Annotated in this window: 19 protein-coding genes; 13 read left to right on the top strand and 6 right to left on the bottom strand. The window is 63.8% G+C overall.

The window, feature by feature from the left end; genetic code table 11:
* Window positions 1-4 precede the first annotated feature (4 nt).
* Window positions 5-433: an OsmC family protein gene (locus B5495_RS12930; protein WP_079554345.1), complete on the bottom strand. Its 429-nt coding sequence runs from the start codon at window positions 431-433 to the stop codon at window positions 5-7.
* A 130-nt stretch (window positions 434-563) separates the two neighbouring features.
* Window positions 564-1,412 carry an MOSC domain-containing protein gene (locus tag B5495_RS12925; protein ID WP_079554343.1) on the bottom strand — a complete coding sequence of 283 codons (849 nt, stop codon included), beginning with the start codon at window positions 1,410-1,412 and terminating at the stop codon, window positions 564-566.
* 80 nt (window positions 1,413-1,492) lie between these two features.
* Here B5495_RS12925 and yghU point away from each other — a divergent pair, with 80 nt between their 5' ends.
* Complete coding sequence (gene yghU, locus B5495_RS12920; RefSeq protein WP_079554342.1) at window positions 1,493-2,353, top strand: glutathione-dependent disulfide-bond oxidoreductase; 861 nt, start codon at window positions 1,493-1,495, stop codon at window positions 2,351-2,353.
* Here yghU and B5495_RS12915 read toward each other — a convergent pair.
* From B5495_RS12915 to B5495_RS12905, 3 genes are all read right to left on the bottom strand, one after another.
* On the bottom strand, window positions 2,350-3,360 hold the full coding sequence (locus B5495_RS12915; protein WP_079554340.1) for a lipid A deacylase LpxR family protein: 1,011 nt from the start codon (window positions 3,358-3,360) through the stop codon (window positions 2,350-2,352). The genes yghU and B5495_RS12915 overlap by 4 nt on opposite strands.
* A gap of 66 nt (window positions 3,361-3,426) precedes the next feature.
* Complete coding sequence (locus B5495_RS12910; protein WP_079554338.1) at window positions 3,427-4,200, bottom strand: enoyl-CoA hydratase/isomerase family protein; 774 nt, start codon at window positions 4,198-4,200, stop codon at window positions 3,427-3,429.
* Between the two features lie 28 nt (window positions 4,201-4,228).
* Window positions 4,229-6,022: an acyl-CoA dehydrogenase gene (locus tag B5495_RS12905; protein ID WP_079554336.1), complete on the bottom strand. Its 1,794-nt coding sequence runs from the start codon at window positions 6,020-6,022 to the stop codon at window positions 4,229-4,231.
* Window positions 6,023-6,294: 272 nt separating this feature from the next.
* Between B5495_RS12905 and B5495_RS12900 the strand changes: the two genes are divergently transcribed.
* From B5495_RS12900 to B5495_RS12850, 12 genes are all read left to right on the top strand, one after another.
* Entirely contained in the window at window positions 6,295-6,690 is a 396-nt protein-coding gene (locus B5495_RS12900) for a VOC family protein (RefSeq protein WP_079554334.1), read from the top strand.
* Window positions 6,691-6,815: 125 nt separating this feature from the next.
* Entirely contained in the window at window positions 6,816-7,205 is a 390-nt protein-coding gene (locus tag B5495_RS12895; RefSeq protein WP_079554332.1) for a DUF4870 family protein, read from the top strand.
* Window positions 7,206-7,209: 4 nt separating this feature from the next.
* Entirely contained in the window at window positions 7,210-8,139 is a 930-nt protein-coding gene (locus B5495_RS12890; RefSeq protein WP_079554330.1) for a lysophospholipid acyltransferase family protein, read from the top strand.
* 45 nt (window positions 8,140-8,184) lie between these two features.
* Window positions 8,185-8,535 (top strand): DUF4870 family protein, encoded by a 351-nt coding sequence (locus tag B5495_RS12885; protein WP_079555095.1) that lies wholly within the window; start codon window positions 8,185-8,187, stop codon window positions 8,533-8,535.
* 102 nt (window positions 8,536-8,637) lie between these two features.
* Window positions 8,638-9,306 (top strand): thiaminase II, encoded by a 669-nt coding sequence (tenA, locus tag B5495_RS12880; RefSeq protein ID WP_079554328.1) that lies wholly within the window; start codon window positions 8,638-8,640, stop codon window positions 9,304-9,306.
* Between the two features lie 12 nt (window positions 9,307-9,318).
* Window positions 9,319-9,444: a hypothetical protein gene (locus B5495_RS15050; protein ID WP_269457138.1), complete on the top strand. Its 126-nt coding sequence runs from the start codon at window positions 9,319-9,321 to the stop codon at window positions 9,442-9,444.
* 42 nt (window positions 9,445-9,486) lie between these two features.
* Window positions 9,487-10,269, top strand: a complete 783-nt coding sequence (gene deoC / locus B5495_RS12875) for a deoxyribose-phosphate aldolase (RefSeq protein WP_079554326.1) — start codon at window positions 9,487-9,489, stop codon at window positions 10,267-10,269.
* Window positions 10,269-11,621 (top strand): thymidine phosphorylase, encoded by a 1,353-nt coding sequence (gene deoA, locus B5495_RS12870; protein WP_079554324.1) that lies wholly within the window; start codon window positions 10,269-10,271, stop codon window positions 11,619-11,621. The genes deoC and deoA overlap by 1 nt, the downstream gene beginning before the upstream one ends.
* A complete protein-coding gene (locus B5495_RS12865; RefSeq protein WP_079554322.1) occupies window positions 11,618-12,865 on the top strand; it encodes a phosphopentomutase in 1,248 nt (415 codons plus the stop codon). Before deoA ends, B5495_RS12865 begins: the two co-directional genes overlap by 4 nt.
* Window positions 12,866-12,915: 50 nt before the next feature.
* On the top strand, window positions 12,916-13,671 hold the full coding sequence (gene deoD / locus B5495_RS12860; RefSeq protein ID WP_079554320.1) for a purine-nucleoside phosphorylase: 756 nt from the start codon (window positions 12,916-12,918) through the stop codon (window positions 13,669-13,671).
* Entirely contained in the window at window positions 13,668-14,075 is a 408-nt protein-coding gene (gene cdd / locus B5495_RS12855) for a cytidine deaminase (protein WP_079554318.1), read from the top strand. Before deoD ends, cdd begins: the two co-directional genes overlap by 4 nt.
* A gap of 141 nt (window positions 14,076-14,216) precedes the next feature.
* A complete protein-coding gene (locus B5495_RS12850) occupies window positions 14,217-15,344 on the top strand; it encodes an aminotransferase class V-fold PLP-dependent enzyme (protein WP_079554316.1) in 1,128 nt (375 codons plus the stop codon).
* Window positions 15,345-15,365: 21 nt separating this feature from the next.
* Here the strand turns inward: B5495_RS12850 and B5495_RS12845 are convergent, their stop codons facing one another.
* Complete coding sequence (locus B5495_RS12845; protein ID WP_079554314.1) at window positions 15,366-16,778, bottom strand: hypothetical protein; 1,413 nt, start codon at window positions 16,776-16,778, stop codon at window positions 15,366-15,368.
* Between the last annotated feature and the right edge of the window lie 17 nt (window positions 16,779-16,795).

Here is a 16,795-nt window from a genome sequence, read left to right as displayed (position 1 = left end):
GCGCTTACGCGTTTTTCAGCGTCGCGCTCAGGGTGATCTTGGCGTTAAACAGTTTGGAAACGGGGCAGCCTTCTTTGGCGCCTTCCGCGGCTTGCTGGAACGCCGCGTCGTCGGCACCCGGTACGCTGGCCGTTACGTCCAGATGAATGGACGGAATTTCAAAGCCGCCGTCGCATTCCTGAATGGTGACTTTCGCTTGGGTATCAATGGCATCAGCCGTGAAGCCCGCTTCGCCGAGTACCAGCGACAGCGCCATGGAGAAACAGCTGGCGTGGGCCGCGCCGATTAGCTCTTCCGGGTTGGTACCCTTGGCATCTTCAAAACGCTGGCTGAAGTTGTACGGGCGGGCGTCAAGTACACCGCTCTCGCTTGATACGGTGCCCTGGCCGTCCTTGATGCCGCCTTCCCAATGTGCGCTTGCGTTGCGATCCATACCGAATACTCCTGTTAGCCTTATTAAAGCGATGACGCTCTTGAACGAACGTCGTCAAGGATAGCCATCCTGAAGCCAAGCCGCGGCTTTATCAAGATAGACCGCTCGAGATAGCCGTTTGAAATGCCGCTCACTTTTCTGCGGCCACCGCGTGCAGGGGCTCGCCCACGCGCAGCCATTCGCCATCGCCGCGGGTAAGCGTGGCATTCTGACCAAAGTGCGCGCCTTTCAGCTGCGGCTGGGAATTGAGCGCCAGCAGCGTTTTCAGCGGCTCGCCCGGCGCGGCGATGGCGGCGGTACGCTGGTCGATCGTGGTGATTTTGCAGCGCTGGCTGGGTTTGCGCAGCGTCCAGGCCAGAGTGTTATCTGCCGTTGTCAGCGTGCGCCAGCCGTCTTCGGCCCAGGCAGACTCCGTGCTGACGACGATATTGGGGCGAAAGCGGTTCATCGGCACCGGCGACTGCCCGCTCTCCTCGAGCGCTACGTTGAGCGTTTCAAGCGAACCGGTGGTCGCCAGCAGAAACGGATAGCCGTCGGCAAACTGCGTGTACGCCGCCTCGCCGTCGAGAAAATCCGGCTCTACCGCGCGGGGAAACTCCTGCGCAAAGCGCACCAGTGTCAGCCCTCTGCCCTGCTCGCCAAGCGCCGCCTCAAACCAGCGCGAGGCATCAGCGCTTTCCGGATACGCCTTGCAGTAATCCTGCCAGACGCTGACCATGCGCAGTTTGCCCGCGGACGGATCAAGCGGCACGTGAAGCGGCGCCATGCCGGCGTGGGAAAGCACCAGCGATTCCGCCGTCAGCGCTACGCCCACCGTCGCCAGCGCCGGCCGTTGACGCTGGGTGACAAAGCGCTGCTGTGTATCCACCAGCATCCAGCGCCGATCCATTGCCAGGCCACGGCGAGTCACGCGCGCCTCGTTCAAGGCAATGCCCTGAAGCGACTTCACCGGATAACAGTACAGCTGGTCAATACGCATCGCTTTACCCTTTTTTGTGGCTGTTGCCGGCGTATGATATGTCTTTAACGCTGCCCCGACACCTTCAACAGGAGAAGACGATGAGCGATACGTCCTACACGCTGCCCCGCGTATGGCAATGGGAAGCCGGCAACGGCGGCAAGTTTGCCGGCACCAACCGCCCGGTCGCCGGCGCCACCCACGACAAGGCGCTGCCGGTGGGCAAGCATCGTTTTCAGCTTTATTCGCTGGCCACACCCAACGGGGTCAAGGCCGGCATCATGTTTGAAGAGCTGCTGGCGCTGGGTCACGACGCCGAATACGACGCCTGGCTGGTGGATATTGGCGAGGGCGAGCAGTTTGGCAGCGGCTTTGTCGAGGCCAACCCCAACTCCAAGATCCCCGCCCTGTTTGACCACGGCCAGACCCCGCCGGTGCGCGTGTTTGAGTCCGGCGCGATTTTGCTCTATTTAGCCGAACGGTTTGATGCACTGCTGCCCAAAGCGCACGTAGCACGCACCGAAACGCTGAACTGGCTGTTCTGGCAGATGGGCAGCGCGCCTTTTGTCGGCGGCGGCTTCGGGCATTTTTACGCCTACGCGCCGGAAGCGTTCAAGTATCCCATCGACCGCTACGCCATGGAAACCAAGCGCCTGCTGGACGTGCTCAACCGGCGCCTGGCCGAAACGCGCTACCTCAACGGCGACGATTACAGCATCGCCGATATCGCCAACTGGGCGTGGTTCGGCCAGCTCGCACTAGGGCGCACTTATAACGCGGCCGAGTTTTTACAGACGCACGAATACCAGCACGTCATGCGCTGGGCCCGCGAGATTGCCGAGCGTCCTGCGGTCAAGCGGGGCTGCATGGTCAATAAACCCAACGGCGAACCCCACGAGCAGCTGCTGGAGCGCCACGACGCCAGCGACTTCGAGTTCAAGACCCAGGACAAGATCGGCTAGAGCCTTTTGGTCAGCTTGAGCGCGGCAAACTTGTCGGGATCCTGCTGGCCACGAAACTCGTCGCTGCGCTGCAGAGCGGCAAAGCGCACTTGCCAGTCTTCCCACGCCAGTGCAAAGCCGGCGGATACATCGCCGACCCACTCGCGCCGATCAACCGAATGGCTGCTATTAAAGGTATTGCCGTCCAGCAGCAGGTTTTGCGCCATGTAATACCCTTCGACGCTGGCAAACACGTACCAGCGAAAGCCATCCTCGGCGGTAAAGCCTGCGCTGCTGGCAGCACCTGGCGTCAGGCTGGGTACGCTTCTGGCCGCGTCGCCAAAACGCACGCTATAGCCGGTGCTGGCATAGGTGTAAAGGTTGCCCAGTGCCGCGCTGGCGCTGGGGCCAAACGCCAGCTGCTTGCCGGAAAGCGAAATATCGTGCCACCACTGGCGGCGCACGCCCAGATTGACGATGGCTTCGTCATGGAGCTGGTTATCCCAGCCCTGAGGACTTTCGCTATGGGTAACGCGGTGGACTTCCTGCTGAATGCTGTCGGCCAGCGACGACGTCCCGACCATGCCCACGTCCAGGTGCAAATCGGTGGTGGTATGTCCTTTTGCATTCGACTTTGCGCCGTACAGCGACACCCCGCCGTACACCAGCCCCGCATAGGGGCGGTCATCTTCGATCAGCTCGGTCGCCTCAATGTTTTTAGGCGTATAAATCTGATGCACCAGCCGGTATTGCGCACCGTCGGCGTGCTCGATCAGCGCGTCAGGCAGCGCCCGGGCCAGCCGCTGCGTCCAGTGGGTTTGCCCGGGCGTAAAGGCCAGCTCGAAGGTGACGCCGCTGGTGTAGTGGCCATCGTCATTGCTGATCATGCCGTCGTTAGCCACGTCCAGACTGAGCGCTTCGTCAGCGGCATGCGCGGCGAACGGCACCAGCCCCGCCGCCATCACCAAAGGGAAAACGCGCCACACACCATAGGGGCGGCGACAGGGTCGAGGGCTGAGTCGGGGCATGCCTTATTCCTTGAAGGTGAAAACGCTCCAGTAGACCATGAGCGGGCGAAAAAGTCGTTAGCCTGCTTAAAAAATAGCCGGACGCTTCTCGACAAAAGCCGCCATGCCTTCGGCCTGTTCGTCACCGGCAAAACACAGCGCAAAAAGGTTGGTTTCCAGCGCCAGCGCGCTGTCAACGTCCTGCTCCATGCCGTCGTACACCGCGCGCTTGGCCGCCCCCACGGCCTGCGGGCCGTTACCCGCAAGCTGACCGGCCAGCTCATCGGCATAATCGTCAAGCGCTGCCTGGGGCATCACGCGATTGACCAGCCCGATACGCAGCGCTTCAGCGGCGTCAATCTTGCGCCCGGTGGTAATCAGGTCCAGCGCCATGGCCGGCCCCACGCGGCGCGGCAGGCGCTGGGTACCGCCAAAGCCGGGAATAATGCCCAGCTGCACTTCGGGCTGGCCGAAGACCGCGTTGTCGCTGGCCACCGCCCAGTCGCAGGCCAGCGCCAGCTCGCAGCCGCCGCCCAGACAAAACCCGTTGACTAGCGCCACTACCGGCACCGGCAGGCGCTCCAGCCGCTTGATAGTCTCAAGCGCGCGGCGGGCAAAGGCCTGCGCCTCGCGCGGCGTCTGCTCGCGCATCCGGGTAATGTCGGCACCGGCAATAAAGGCCTTCTCACCGGCGCCGGTCAGCAGTACCGCGCGCAGCCGGGCATTGGCTTCAAGGCTATCCAGCGCCTTGCCCAGCGCCGTTATCACCTCGTCGTTCAGCGCGTTAAGCGCCTTGGGGCGATTAACGGTCAGCCGTGCGATACCGTTGCTTTCCTGCAGATCAATCACGTTTTCACTCATGGCACTTCCTTCTTTTATTGAATAACGTTTATCCCAGATGCGGGTCAAAGTCGTCAAGGCACTGCATGCCGGCGTCAATCACGGCGCGCTGGGCAAGGCCTTCGGGCAGCCACTGGTTGATCACAAAATCAGCGCTAGTGCGCTTTTGCACGTAGAACGGATCGCTGTCTCCGGCGTCAATGGCCGCCTGCGCCGCAAGCGCCGCGTCGCCCATCTGCCAGGCGCACAGCACATGGCCAAGCAGGGACAGAAACGGCGTGGCAAAAGCCTGCACGGCATCCGCGCCCCGGGTGGCGTCCTGCCCTTGTTCCAGCACGCGGTGCATGGCCGCCCGGGCATCCTCACCGCCGGCGGCAAGGGCGGCGCCCCAACCGGCAAGCTGCGGGTGGGCATCAAGCGCGCGGGCAGTGTCATCCAGCTCGTCCAGTAGCGTTGCCAGCGCATGGCCGCCGTCACGCTGCAGTTTGCGCCCGGCCAGATCCAGCGCCTGAATGCCGTTGGTGCCTTCGTAGATGGGTGCGATGCGTGCGTCGCGCCACAGCTGCGCCGCGCCGGTTTCCTCGATATAGCCCATGCCGCCGTGCACCTGAATCCCCGTCGAGGCGATGGCCACCGCCTGATCGGTGGCAAACGCCTTGACGACGGGAATCAGCACGTCCACCCGGGCCTGTGCCGCCTCCCGCTCGCTGGTCGAAGCTGCGTGGCGGGCGTGATCCATCTCCGCCGCGCAGTAAAGCGCCAGCGCGCGCAGGGCATCGGTACGCGCGCGCATCGACAGCAGCATGCGGCGCACGTCAAAGTGCTCGCTAATCGCGCACTCGCCGCTGCCCTGCGCTGACGTTCGCCGCCCTTGTGTGCGCTCGCGGGCATAGGCCAAAGCATGCTGGCAGGCGCGTTCGGCCACGCCGATGCCCTGCACGCCCACCTTGTGCCGTGCGGCGTTCATCATGGTGAACATGTGATTAAGCCCGCGCCCCGGTTCACCCACCAAATAGCCCACGGCGCCGCCGTTTTCCCCGAAACTCAGCGTACAGGTCGGCGAGCCATGAATACCGACCTTGTGCTCAAGCGAGGCGCAGATTACGTCGTTGCGCTCCCCCGGCGTGCCGTCGTCGTTGAGCAGAAACTTGGGTACCACAAACAGCGAAATCCCCCGGTTACCCTCGGGCGCATCGGGCGTGCGCGCCAGCACCAGATGGACGATATTTTCCGCGACGTCGTGTTCGCCCCAGGTAATGTAGATCTTCTGCCCGCTCAGACGGTAATGCTCGCCGTCCGGCACGGCGCGGGTGCGCACCTGGGATAAATCCGAGCCGGCCTGGGGCTCGGTCAGGTTCATGGTGCCGGTAAAGCGTCCTTCCACCAGCCCCGGCAGGTAGGCGGTTTTCAGCGCCTCGCTGCCGTGCTGCGACAGCGCCTCGATCGCCCCGGCGGTGAGCATCGGGCAAAGCCCCAGCGCCATATTGGCGCTCTGGAACATTTCCTGTGCCGCACTGGCCACGACTTCCGGCAGATTTTGTCCGCCCAGCGCTTCCTCCACGCCGATGCCATTCCAGCCGCCGTCGACATAGGCCTGATAGGCGCTGGCAAAGCCGTCTGCCGTGGTCACGCTGCCGTCGGCATGGCGGGTGGCGCCCTCTCGATCTCCCACGGCGTTGAGCGGTGCCCAGACGTCGCCGGCAAGCCGGGCGGCTTCTTCCAGCACCGCCTCGACCAGCTCACCGGAAACATCTTCAAAGCCAGGCAGTTCCAGCGCGCGATGGCGCTGCTGCTCTTCCAGTACAAAGCGCATGTCGCGCAGCGGTGCGGCGTAGTGATTCATAGCGATCCTCAGGAGTCAGACACCTATCGCGCGCAAGGCGACGCTGGTGTTAACGGACAAATGTAAAAACGGTCTAGCGAAAAAACAAACGTATGCTTGAATATATACCTACACGAACGTAAGCATAATAGTTAACGCACACGTCCCTGCCGTGCAATAACGCCCGGCCGCAAGCGTGGATTCAGCGTGCCGGCTTTGCGTCGAAATGCCCCATCAGCGTATTCTGGAACCCACCCGTTTATCTTTAAGACTTTTGACGTAAGGAAAGTGCCATGCTCTCAGGACTGGATCATCTGGTGGTGACGGTAACGGACATGACTCGCGCCGTAGACTTCTATTCCCGCGTGCTGGGGCTTGATGTGCGCTACCGCGACGCCCAGCGGGTTGACCTGATGCTTGGCGATACCGCCCTGCGCCTGCACCAGACCGACACCGACATCGCGCCCATCTCGGCCACGCCGACGCCGGGCAGCCTTGACCTGTGCATGCGCTGCCAGCTGCCGCTCGACGAATTCAAGCAGCACCTGGACGCGCTGTCCATCGAGATCGAGCTGGGGCCGGTGCCCCGCCAGGGCGCCAGCGGCGCGATCGAGTCGATCTACCTGCGCGACCCCGACGGCAACCTGCTGGAAATCGCCCGCCCGGTACGCCAACCCGCCACCGAGTAACCAACCTGGCATTTGAAAACACAGCGCCTGAAAACACGGCACTGGATGAACCACGCGACACACCCGGGTATAATGCCGGCCTCTGGAAGGACCACCATCGACTGGCACAAGGAGCAGTAACGCGCATGAACGAGGACAACAATCAGCCATCCCCACTGGCCGGCGACGTCGTCAACGACACGTCCCAGGCGCCGGACACCACCATGGCAATCGTGGTCTACGCGCTCTATCTGGCGAGTTTTGTCGTCGGTTTCACGTCGATTATCGGCGTTGTTATTGCCTACATGTACCGCGGCAACGGCCCGGCCTGGCTGGATGAGCACTATCGTTACCAGATTCGTACGTTCTGGATCGGCCTGCTTTACGCCACCGTAACGATCTTTTTGGCCTTCGTGCTCATCGGCTTACCGCTGATGCTGGTACTCGCCGTCTGGTTTATCGTGCGCTGCGTCAAAGGCTTTAAAGGGCTGCAGGAAAAACGTGCACCCCACAATGTTGATAGCTGGTTGATTTAACCCCATGGCTCCCACGCCTCCCTCCCGCCACAACGCCAGAGCCGGCGCCATTGCCTGGCTCTGGCGCCGGCTGGCACGCTGGCCGCTGGCTCGCCTGTGGCGCTTTGCCCGGGTGGCCGGCACGCTGGTGTACCGGCTGAGCGCGCGCGAGCGCGACATTACCCGGCGCAATCTGGCGGATGTCTACCCCGCAGACAGCACCGCCGAGCGCCAGACCCTGACGCGCCAGAGCCTGCGCCACTCCGCCGCTACCATGCTCGAGCTGGGCCACGCCTGGATGGCGCCACCCGAGCGCGTTAACGCCGGCATTCTGGCCGTCCACGGCCGCGACAAGCTCGACGACGCACGGCGCGACGGGCGCGGTGTGATCGTGCTGGCGCCGCACTTTGGCAACTGGGAAGTGCTCAACTTCTGGCTCTCCAGCCACTTCCCGTTTACCGCCATGTACGAGCCCCCAAAAATGGCCGGGCTGGATCCGGTCATCCGCCACGGCCGCGAGCGTCAGGGGGCTGCTCTGGTGCCGACCAACGCCCGGGGCGTAGCGGCGCTGCTGAAGGCGCTCAAGCGCCACGAAGCCATCGGCATTCTGCCCGATCAGGAGCCCAGCTGGGGCAGCGGCGTGTTTGCACCGTTTTTCAATCGCGACGCCTACACCGCCACGCTGCTGCCCAAACTGGTGGCCCGTACTCAGGCCCGGGTGGTGACCGGCGTTGCCCTGCGCGTGCCCGGTCGAGGGTTCGAGATCCACTTCCTTGACGCCGACGAGCGCGTCTACAGCGCCGACGACGTCACCTCGGCCACCGGCGTGAACGCCTGCGTCGAGGCGGCCATTGCCCTTGATCCCGCGCAATATCAGTGGGAATACAAACGCTATCGCAAGGTGGTGGAAGAGCAGCAGGGGCTGCCCAACTACCGCGATTTTCGTCTCTACTGACGCGTCTCTACTGACTGACCCGAGCGGATATCCGACATGACTGCCATGACTGACTCTGACGTTTCCCGCGCTGATACGCGCACGCCCCAAATCGTTTACGCGCTGTTTCTGGGCGGCATCGTGACCGCCAACATCACGCTGCTGATCGGCGTGATCATCGCCTACGTCTACCGCAAGGACGCCGCCCCCTGGCTACAGCAACACTACCGCTACCTGATCCGTACGTTCTGGATCGGTGCGCTGTATTTTTGCGCCGTTTTCGCCTTGAGCGTATTCGTGCTGGGTGCCATCCTGTGGCCGCTGCTGGCCGTCTGGCTCGGCGTGCGCTGCGTGCTGGGCTTTATCGCCGTGCGCCGCGACCAGCCGCCGGCCCGCCCCGGCAGCTGGCTCTGGTAAAACGCACGCTTTACCCGCATATAACGTACATCGACATACGTTTTCATCGACATACGTTCTCACTGACACACGTTCTCACCGACATAGGGAGATATCGGTTTTATGGGTTATCAGTTCAGCGATCTGACCAGCGCCTGCGAGCAAGATTGGCACGCCTACATCAAGCACGATTTTGTCCGTCAGCTGGGCGCCGGCACGTTGGAAGACGGCGCGTTTCGCCACTACCTGAAGCAGGACTACCTGTTTCTGATCCACTTTGGCCGCGCCTACGCGCTGGCGGCGTATAAAAGCGCCAGCCTTGCCGACCTGCGTCAGGCGCTTGAGGGCATGAAGGCGATTATCGATATCGAACTCGACCTGCATATCGAATTCTGCCGCCAGTGGGGCATCAGCGAGGACGACCTGGCGGCGCTGCCCGAAGCCCGGGCAACGCTGGCCTACACCCGTTACGTGCTCGACACCGGCAGCCGCGGCGACCTGCTCGACCTCCACGTGGCGCTGTCGCCCTGCCTCGTCGGCTACGGTGAAATTGCCCGCTGGCTGAACGCCCAGCCCTTCACCCGGCGCGGCGCCGACAACCCTTTCGACGCCTGGATTGCGATGTACGAAGGCGAGGAGTTCCAGCAGGCCATGCAGGCCGAAATCGCGTGGCTCGACGCGCGTCTGGCCGAGGTGTCGCCCGCGCGCTTTGCCGAGCTCAAGAAAATCTTTAACGACGCCACGCGGCTGGAAATCGACTTCTGGCAGATGGGGCTTGATCGCGCCGATTGAGCGCACCCCATAATGGCGTCGGCTCCTCGGCCCACCGCCCGCCTTGGCGTCAAGGCGGTGCTGGCCGGTACACTGTTCCATCGGATGTCGGCCACCATTGCCGGCCTCTTCATTACCTTGCGCACCGTCGGCGCCTGAACGCGCCGCTTTATCCCGTTTTGATTAACCTGTGAGAGTGTTATGCCTGCTTCGATCAACCTGACCCAAGCCGCTCGCCAGGCGCTACCGCTGGTGGACTTGACCAGCCTCAACGCCACGGATACCGACGCCGACATCGAGTCGCTGTGCCAGCAGGCGAAAACTCCTTTCGGCCACCCGGCCGCAGTGTGCGTGTACCCCCAGTTCATCGTTACTGCGCGGCGCGCACTCACCGCCCACACGCTCAACGGCCAGGTCAAGATCGCCTCGGTGACCAACTTTCCCGATGGCGGCGCCGATGTGATGGCGGCCGCGCGTGAAACCCGCGAAGCCGTGGCCTCCGGCGCCGATGAAGTCGACGTGGTGCTGCCCTACCGCACGCTGATCGACGGCGATGAAGACACCTGCCTGGAGTTTGTCGAAATGTGTCAGGCGGCCTGCGGCGGCCAGGCGCTGTTGAAAATCATCCTCGAAACCGGCGAGCTCAAGGAGCCGGCGCTGATCAAGCGCGCCAGCGAAATCGCCATCGAAGGCGGCGCCGACTTCATCAAGACCTCGACCGGCAAAGTCGAGGTCAGCGCCACTCTTGAAGCCGCCGAGATCATGCTCAACGCGATCAAGGACAGCGGTCAGGACGTGGGCTTCAAGGCGTCCGGCGGCGTGCGCACCACCGAAGACGCTGCCGAATACCTCGCGCTCGCGGCCGACATCATGGGCCCGGCGTGGATTAGCCCCAAACACTTCCGCTTTGGCGCTTCCGGCCTGCTGGCCAACCTTGCTGCCACGCTGACCGGCAACGTTGGCACCGCACAAGGAGACTACTGATGGCCGCGCAAGCGTCCGCGTCGCTGCTGCCCCAGGAGCTGATTCGGTTAAAGCGCGACGGCCAGCCGCTGCCGGACCACGAGCTGGCCGCCTTTATTCAGGGTATCGCCGATGAACGCATCAGCGACGCCCAGATCGGCGCGTTCACCATGGCCACCTACCTGAACGGCATGAGCCCCGCCGAGGTAGTCGCGCTGACCCGCGCCACGCGGGATTCCGGCCACGTCATGCGCTGGGACGACTTGAACCTGCCCGGCCCCGTGGTCGACAAGCACTCCACCGGCGGCGTAGGTGATCTGGTCTCGCTGGTGCTGGGCCCCTGGGTCGCGGCCTGCGGCGCCTTTGTACCCATGATTTCGGGGCGCGGGCTGGGCCATACCGGCGGCACGCTGGACAAGCTGGAGTCCATCCCCGGCTATGATCCCTACCCCGCGCCCGAGCGCTTTCGCCAGATCGTCAAGCAGGAAGGCGTGGCGATCATCGGCCAGACCGGCCAGCTCGCCCCGGCGGACAAGCGCATCTACGGCGTGCGCGACGTTACCGCCACGGTGGAATCCATCCCGCTGATCACCGCCTCGATTCTGGGCAAGAAACTCGCCTCGGGCCTCGATGCGCTGGTGATGGACGTCAAGGTGGGCAGCGGCGCGTTCATGCCCACGCCCGAAGCCTCCCGTGAGCTTGCCCAAAGCATTGCCCGCGTGGCTACTCAGGCCGGCACGCCGACCACCGCGCTGCTGACCGACATGAGCCAGCCGCTGGCGCCCTGCGCGGGCAACGCCGTGGAAATCACCGAAACGCTGGCGCTGCTGCGCGGCGAGCGTCAGGACGGCCGCGTGATGGGCGTGACCCGCGAGCTGGCGGTCGAAATGCTTATCGCCGGCAAGCTTGCCGACAGCCGCACGGCGGCCATTGAAAAGCTCGACCGGGCGCTTGATTCCGGCGCGGCGGCCGAGGTGTTTTCGCGCATGGTGCACGCCCTGGGCGGGCCGTCAGACTTTATCGAACGCCCGGACGACTATCTGGAAAAAGCCCCGGTGATCGTCCCTGTGTATGCCGAGCGCGCGGGAATCGTGGCACGCATCGACACCCGCGCCGTGGGCATGAGCACGGTCGAGCTGGGCGGTGGCCGGCTGCGCAACGACGCCGCCGTCGACCACCGCGTGGGCTTCAGCCAGATTGCCGCCGTGGGCGATTCACTTGATAACAGCCGCCCGCTGGCCTTTGTGCACGCCCGGGATACCGCCGCCGCCGAGCGCGCCGCCGGGCAGCTACGCGCCGCCGTCACGCTGGGCGATGACGCCGCTCACGCCGACACGCTGATTCAGGAAACCTTCCGGGGAGACGCCCTATGACCCGCGCTATCGTACTGGTACTCGACTCGTTCGGCATCGGCAGCGCGCCGGATGCCGACGCCTTCGGCGATACCGGCGCCGACACTCTGGGCCACATCGCCGAGGCCTGCGCCGCCGGCAACGCCGACACGGCCAAGCGTTCGGGGCCACTGACGCTGCCCAACATGGCGCGGCTGGGGCTGTTTCACGCCCACCGCAACAGCACCGGCAGCGTGGCCGCCGGCGTCACCCTGCCCGAGACACTCAACGGCGCCCATGCTCACGCTCAGGAAATTTCGTCGGGCAAGGATACGCCGTCCGGCCACTGGGAAATCGCCGGCGTGCCGGTGCGTTTTGACTGGGGCTACTTTACCCCCAAGGCGGAAAGCTTCCCCCCGGCGCTGCTTGAGGCGATCATCCGCGACGCCGGGCTGCCCGGCGTGCTCGGCAACTGCCACGCCTCCGGCACCGAGATCATTGCGCGGCTGGGCGACGAGCACGTTGCCAGCGGCAAACCCATCGTCTACACCTCGGCGGATTCCGTGTTTCAGATCGCCGCCCACGAGACGCACTTTGGCCTTGAGCGGCTTTACGCGCTGTGCGAAACCGTGCGCGAGCTGCTGGCGCCCTACAACATCGGCCGAGTGATTGCCCGCCCCTTCGCCGGCGACTCCGCCGATGACTTTGCCCGCACCGGCAACCGGCGCGACTACAGCATCGAGCCGCCCGCGCCGACCGTGCTGCAAAAGCTGGCTGATGCCGGCGGCGAGGTGGTGTCGATCGGTAAAATTGCCGACATCTACGCCCATTGCGGCATTACCCACAAGCGCAAGGCCAACGGCCACGATGCGCTGATGGACGCCACCCTTGAAGAAGTCGCGCGTACCGCGGCCAGCCATCAGGCCACGCCGACGCTGATCATGACCAATTTCGTCGATTTCGATTCGGTCTATGGCCACCGTCGGGACATTGCCGGCTACGCCGCCGCGCTTGAGCACTTTGATGCCCGCCTGCCCGAGCTTGTCGCCGCCCTCGGCGACGACGATCTGCTGCTGCTCACCGCCGATCACGGCTGCGACCCCAGTTGGCACGGCACCGAACACACCCGCGAATACGTGCCCGTGCTGGTGCGTGGCGCGGGCGTAGCGCCAGTCAATCTGGGCGAGCGCGCCACCTTTGCCGACATCGGCCAGTCCCTTGCCGGCTTTTTCGAGCTTGCCGCCTTCGACGACGGCGAAAGCTTTTTGCCCCGCGCATCGCGCTGAATCCACCGCCAGTCAGGCGCCTTTACCAGCCGTTTGTATGAGGAAATTTTATGGCCACGCCGCACATTAACGCCGCCCCGGATGATTTCGCCGATACCGTGCTGATGCCCGGCGATCCGCTGCGCGCCCGCTACATCGCCGAGACCTATCTGGACGACGTCCGCGAAGTGAACACCGTGCGCAACATGCTCGGCTATACCGGCTTCTATCAGGGGCGCAAAATCTCGGTCATGGGGCACGGCATGGGGATTCCGTCGGTGTCGATCTACGCCAAGGAGCTGATCACCGATTACGGCGTCAAGACGCTGATTCGCGTGGGTTCCTGCGGCGCGGTGCGCGACGACGTCAAGCTGCGCGACGTGGTCATCGGCATGGGCGCGTGCACCGATTCCAAGGTCAACCGCATGCGCTTCAACGACCACGACTTTGCCGCCATCGCCGACTTCGACCTGACGCGCCACGCCGTGGCGGCCGCGGGCAACCAGAACGTGCCGGTCAAGGTGGGCAACCTGTTTTCGGCCGATCTGTTCTACAACCCGCAGACCGACATGGCCGAGCGGCTCACGCGCTACGGTATTCTGGGCGTAGAGATGGAAGCCGCTGGCATTTACGGCGTGGCCGCGGAGTTTAACGCCCGCGCGCTGACCGTCTGCACGGTGTCGGACCACATCCTCAGGGGCGAATCGCTCTCCAGCGAAGCGCGCCAGACCACCTTCCACGAGATGATGACCATCGCCCTGGATACCGTACTGCGCGATGACGCCGACCAGGCCGGTGACGAAAGCGCCCGTGGGGAAAACGCATGACCGCGCCTAATGCACAGCTTGTCGCCCAGTTAGCCAGCGCCAGCGAGAATGCCTACGCGCCCTACTCCCGCCACCCGGTCGCCGCGGTGGCCGAAAGCGAAGACGGCGCGCGCTTTGCCGGCGCCAATGTGGAGGTCGCGCATTACAAGGGCTTGTGCGCCGAGGCCTCGGCGCTTGCCGCCATGGTCACCGCCGGCCAGCGCCATCTGACCGCGGTTTACGTCATGGGGCCGGGCGAGCATCTGTGCACGCCCTGCGGCGACTGCCGCCAGCGAATCCGCGAATTTGCCACGCCCGACACGCGTATTCACGTGCTCAGCCGGCAAGGCGCGGTGTTGAAAAGCTACCGTATGGAAGCGCTGCTACCCGACGCGTTCGGCCCGGAAAACCTGCCCGCGTCCTAGCGGCGGGGGCAATGGCGCTTTTCTTGACGTATCATTGCTCGTATTCTTGAGGCGCTGTGCGCCTCTGAGCAACACCCTCAAGCACAATCCTGACGTGGCCGCCGCCCGGTGCGCCGGCGCGTCACTCATTAGGAGAACACCATGGCTGGCCTGCTGCCCAACATCGACCCTGAAGGGCTTTTGGAATACTCCGTGGTCTATACCGATCGCGCGCTCAACCATATGTCCCAGCGTTTTCAGGGCGTGATGCGCGACATTTCCGCCACGCTCAAGGACGTCTACAACGCCCACTCGACGGCGATCATTCCCGGCAGCGGCACCTTCGGCATGGAAGCCGTGGCGCGCCAGTTCGCCACCGATCAGCAGGTGATGGTGATTCGCAACGGCTGGTTCAGCTACCGCTGGACCCAGATCATCGAACAGGGTCGGCTGACCGAGCAGCATACCGTGCTCAAGGCGCGTCGCCTGAATCCTGACGACGCCCAGTCGCCGTTCATCCCGGTGCCGGCCGAAGATGCGGCCGAGCGCATTCGCGCCGAAAAGCCCGCCGTGGTGTTTGCCCCTCAGGTTGAAACGGCCGCCGGCATGCTGCTGCCCGATGACTACCTGCGCACCATTGCCGAGGCGACTCACGACGCCGGCGGCATTCTAGTGCTCGATGCCATCGCCGCCGGTACGCTGTGGGTCGATATGCAGGATCTGGGCGTTGACGTAGTGGTGACCGCGCCGCAGAAAGGCTGGAGCGGCTCGCCCTGCTGCGCCATGGTGATGTTCTCCGAGCGCGCGACTCAACGCCTTGAGCAAACCCAGAGCAACAGCTTCGCCTGCGATCTGGGCAAATGGCACGGCGTCATGCAGGCCTACGAAAACGGCGGCCATGCCTACTACGCCACCCTGCCCACCGATGCGCTGCAAACCCTGCGCGACATCATGCAGGAAACCCGGGATTACGGCTTTGATCAGGTCAAAAACGAGCAGCTGGCGGTAGGCCAGGCCGTGCGCGACATGCTCAAGCGCCACGGCTTTATCAGCGTGGCCGCCGAAGGCTTTGAGGCACCGGGCGTGGTGGTGTGCTACACCGCCGACCCCAAACTGCCCGCCAAGCTCGCCGAGGCCGGCGTTCAGGTGGCCGGCGGCGTGGCGCTCAAGTGCGACGAAGGCGATAACTTCCAGACCTTCCGCATCGGCCTTTTCGGCCTCGACAAGCTGCACTACCCCCAGCGCAGCGTGGACAACCTTGAGCGCGCCCTCGATTCGCTGAAAGACTAACGCCAGGCATCAGACTTTTCCTCAGGCATCGTCGCTGTCGTCGACTTTCTCCACGGCGACGATGCCTGAGCGGCTGACCACCACTTTCCAGCGTGCCAGATGCTCCCCCGTCTGATTTTCGGTATCGCGCACCACGAGGTTGAACAGGTGGCGGCGTTCGACGCTTTCGCGCACCGCCTGACCGTCTTTCAGCCGATAAATATGGTGGGTGCTGCGGCTCATCAGCCGAGTCAGCATGGACAGATCCAGCGTCAGGGTTTCCCGGGTATGCTGATAGCCGCTCAGAAAGCGCGTGGGTGACATCCGCGAACTGGAACGGTAGTGCAGCACCACCTCTTCGCGCTGGGCCATCTTGCGCTTGCGCATCTCGCGGACGGATTCATCCAGCGCCGCGTAGCGCTTGTAATCAAACCACTCAAGCTGGCGCCCGACCGGCACGTTGCGCGTGGCATCGCGATACTGGCGGCGCCATTTGGGCCGCCCCTTGCGCAGCCAGTGCCACAGCGTATTGCGCAAATCGTCCTTGAACACCTCGCGCACGGCGTACATCACCGCCATCGCGAGAATAAACAGCGCAGTAATATCGCCCAGCTGGGCGCGCGCGCGCAGCACGCCAAACGACACAAACGCCATCACCACCGCCGTCGCCAACGCCTTGACCGCCTTTTGCTCGCCCTCGCCCAGCTCCTGGGAGCGCTGCTGGAGGGTAATCGGATATTCGATCAGCCGGCGCAGCAGGCGCATCTTGTTCGACATCCGCGTGGGGTCCTGCATCACCCGCTCGGCGTTGTACTGCTTGTCGCGGCGATAGTCGCTTTCGCGCTCGCAGACATCTATCAGCCGGCGCTTTAGCGGCGTCATCCCGCTGCCCCGGGGCATGTGCGCCACCAGCGCCAGCAGCTGCTGTTCGGTAAACCACGACAGATAGTTGTCGATGTTGGCAAAGTATTTATACAGCCGCTCGTCGCTTGGCTTGTGGCGCCGCAGCCGTTTCAGGATGCCGTCGCTCAGCGCCATCATTTCGCGTAGCGAATCCTCAAGGGCCGCGTCGCTTTCGGGGCTTTCATCGTCGCCTGACGCCGCCGACTTCCGACGCAGCTTGCGCGCGCTTTCCAGCAGCGAACGGGTAGTGCGCTCCATGGCCTCCACGTACTGATAAGCGTAAAGGCTCAGGCTTAAACGGTAGGATTCGCTGCCCATCCGGTTACGGCTGGCCAGCCGGCTGTGCACCAGCGGCAGGTGGTATTCGTCGCTGTAGTAGGTGCGCGCGACCTGTATCGAGCTGTGGTAGAACACGTCTTCGGCAATCAGCCGGGTGCTGAGCCCCAGCTCGCCGGGCACGAACAAATACACGTCGAGAGTATGCGACGTTTCCTCTTTCAGCTGCCTTGAGAGGCGCAGCTGAAAGCTGTTTTTACGCTCCACGTGAACCACTTGAACTTCGCTCCTTG

It is taken from the genome of Vreelandella subglaciescola (assembly GCF_900142895.1).
In the GTDB taxonomy this organism is placed as follows: domain Bacteria; phylum Pseudomonadota; class Gammaproteobacteria; order Pseudomonadales; family Halomonadaceae; genus Vreelandella; species Vreelandella subglaciescola.
Note: the sequence above shows the minus strand (reverse complement) of the source record. Positions and strands in the feature narration are given on the sequence as shown.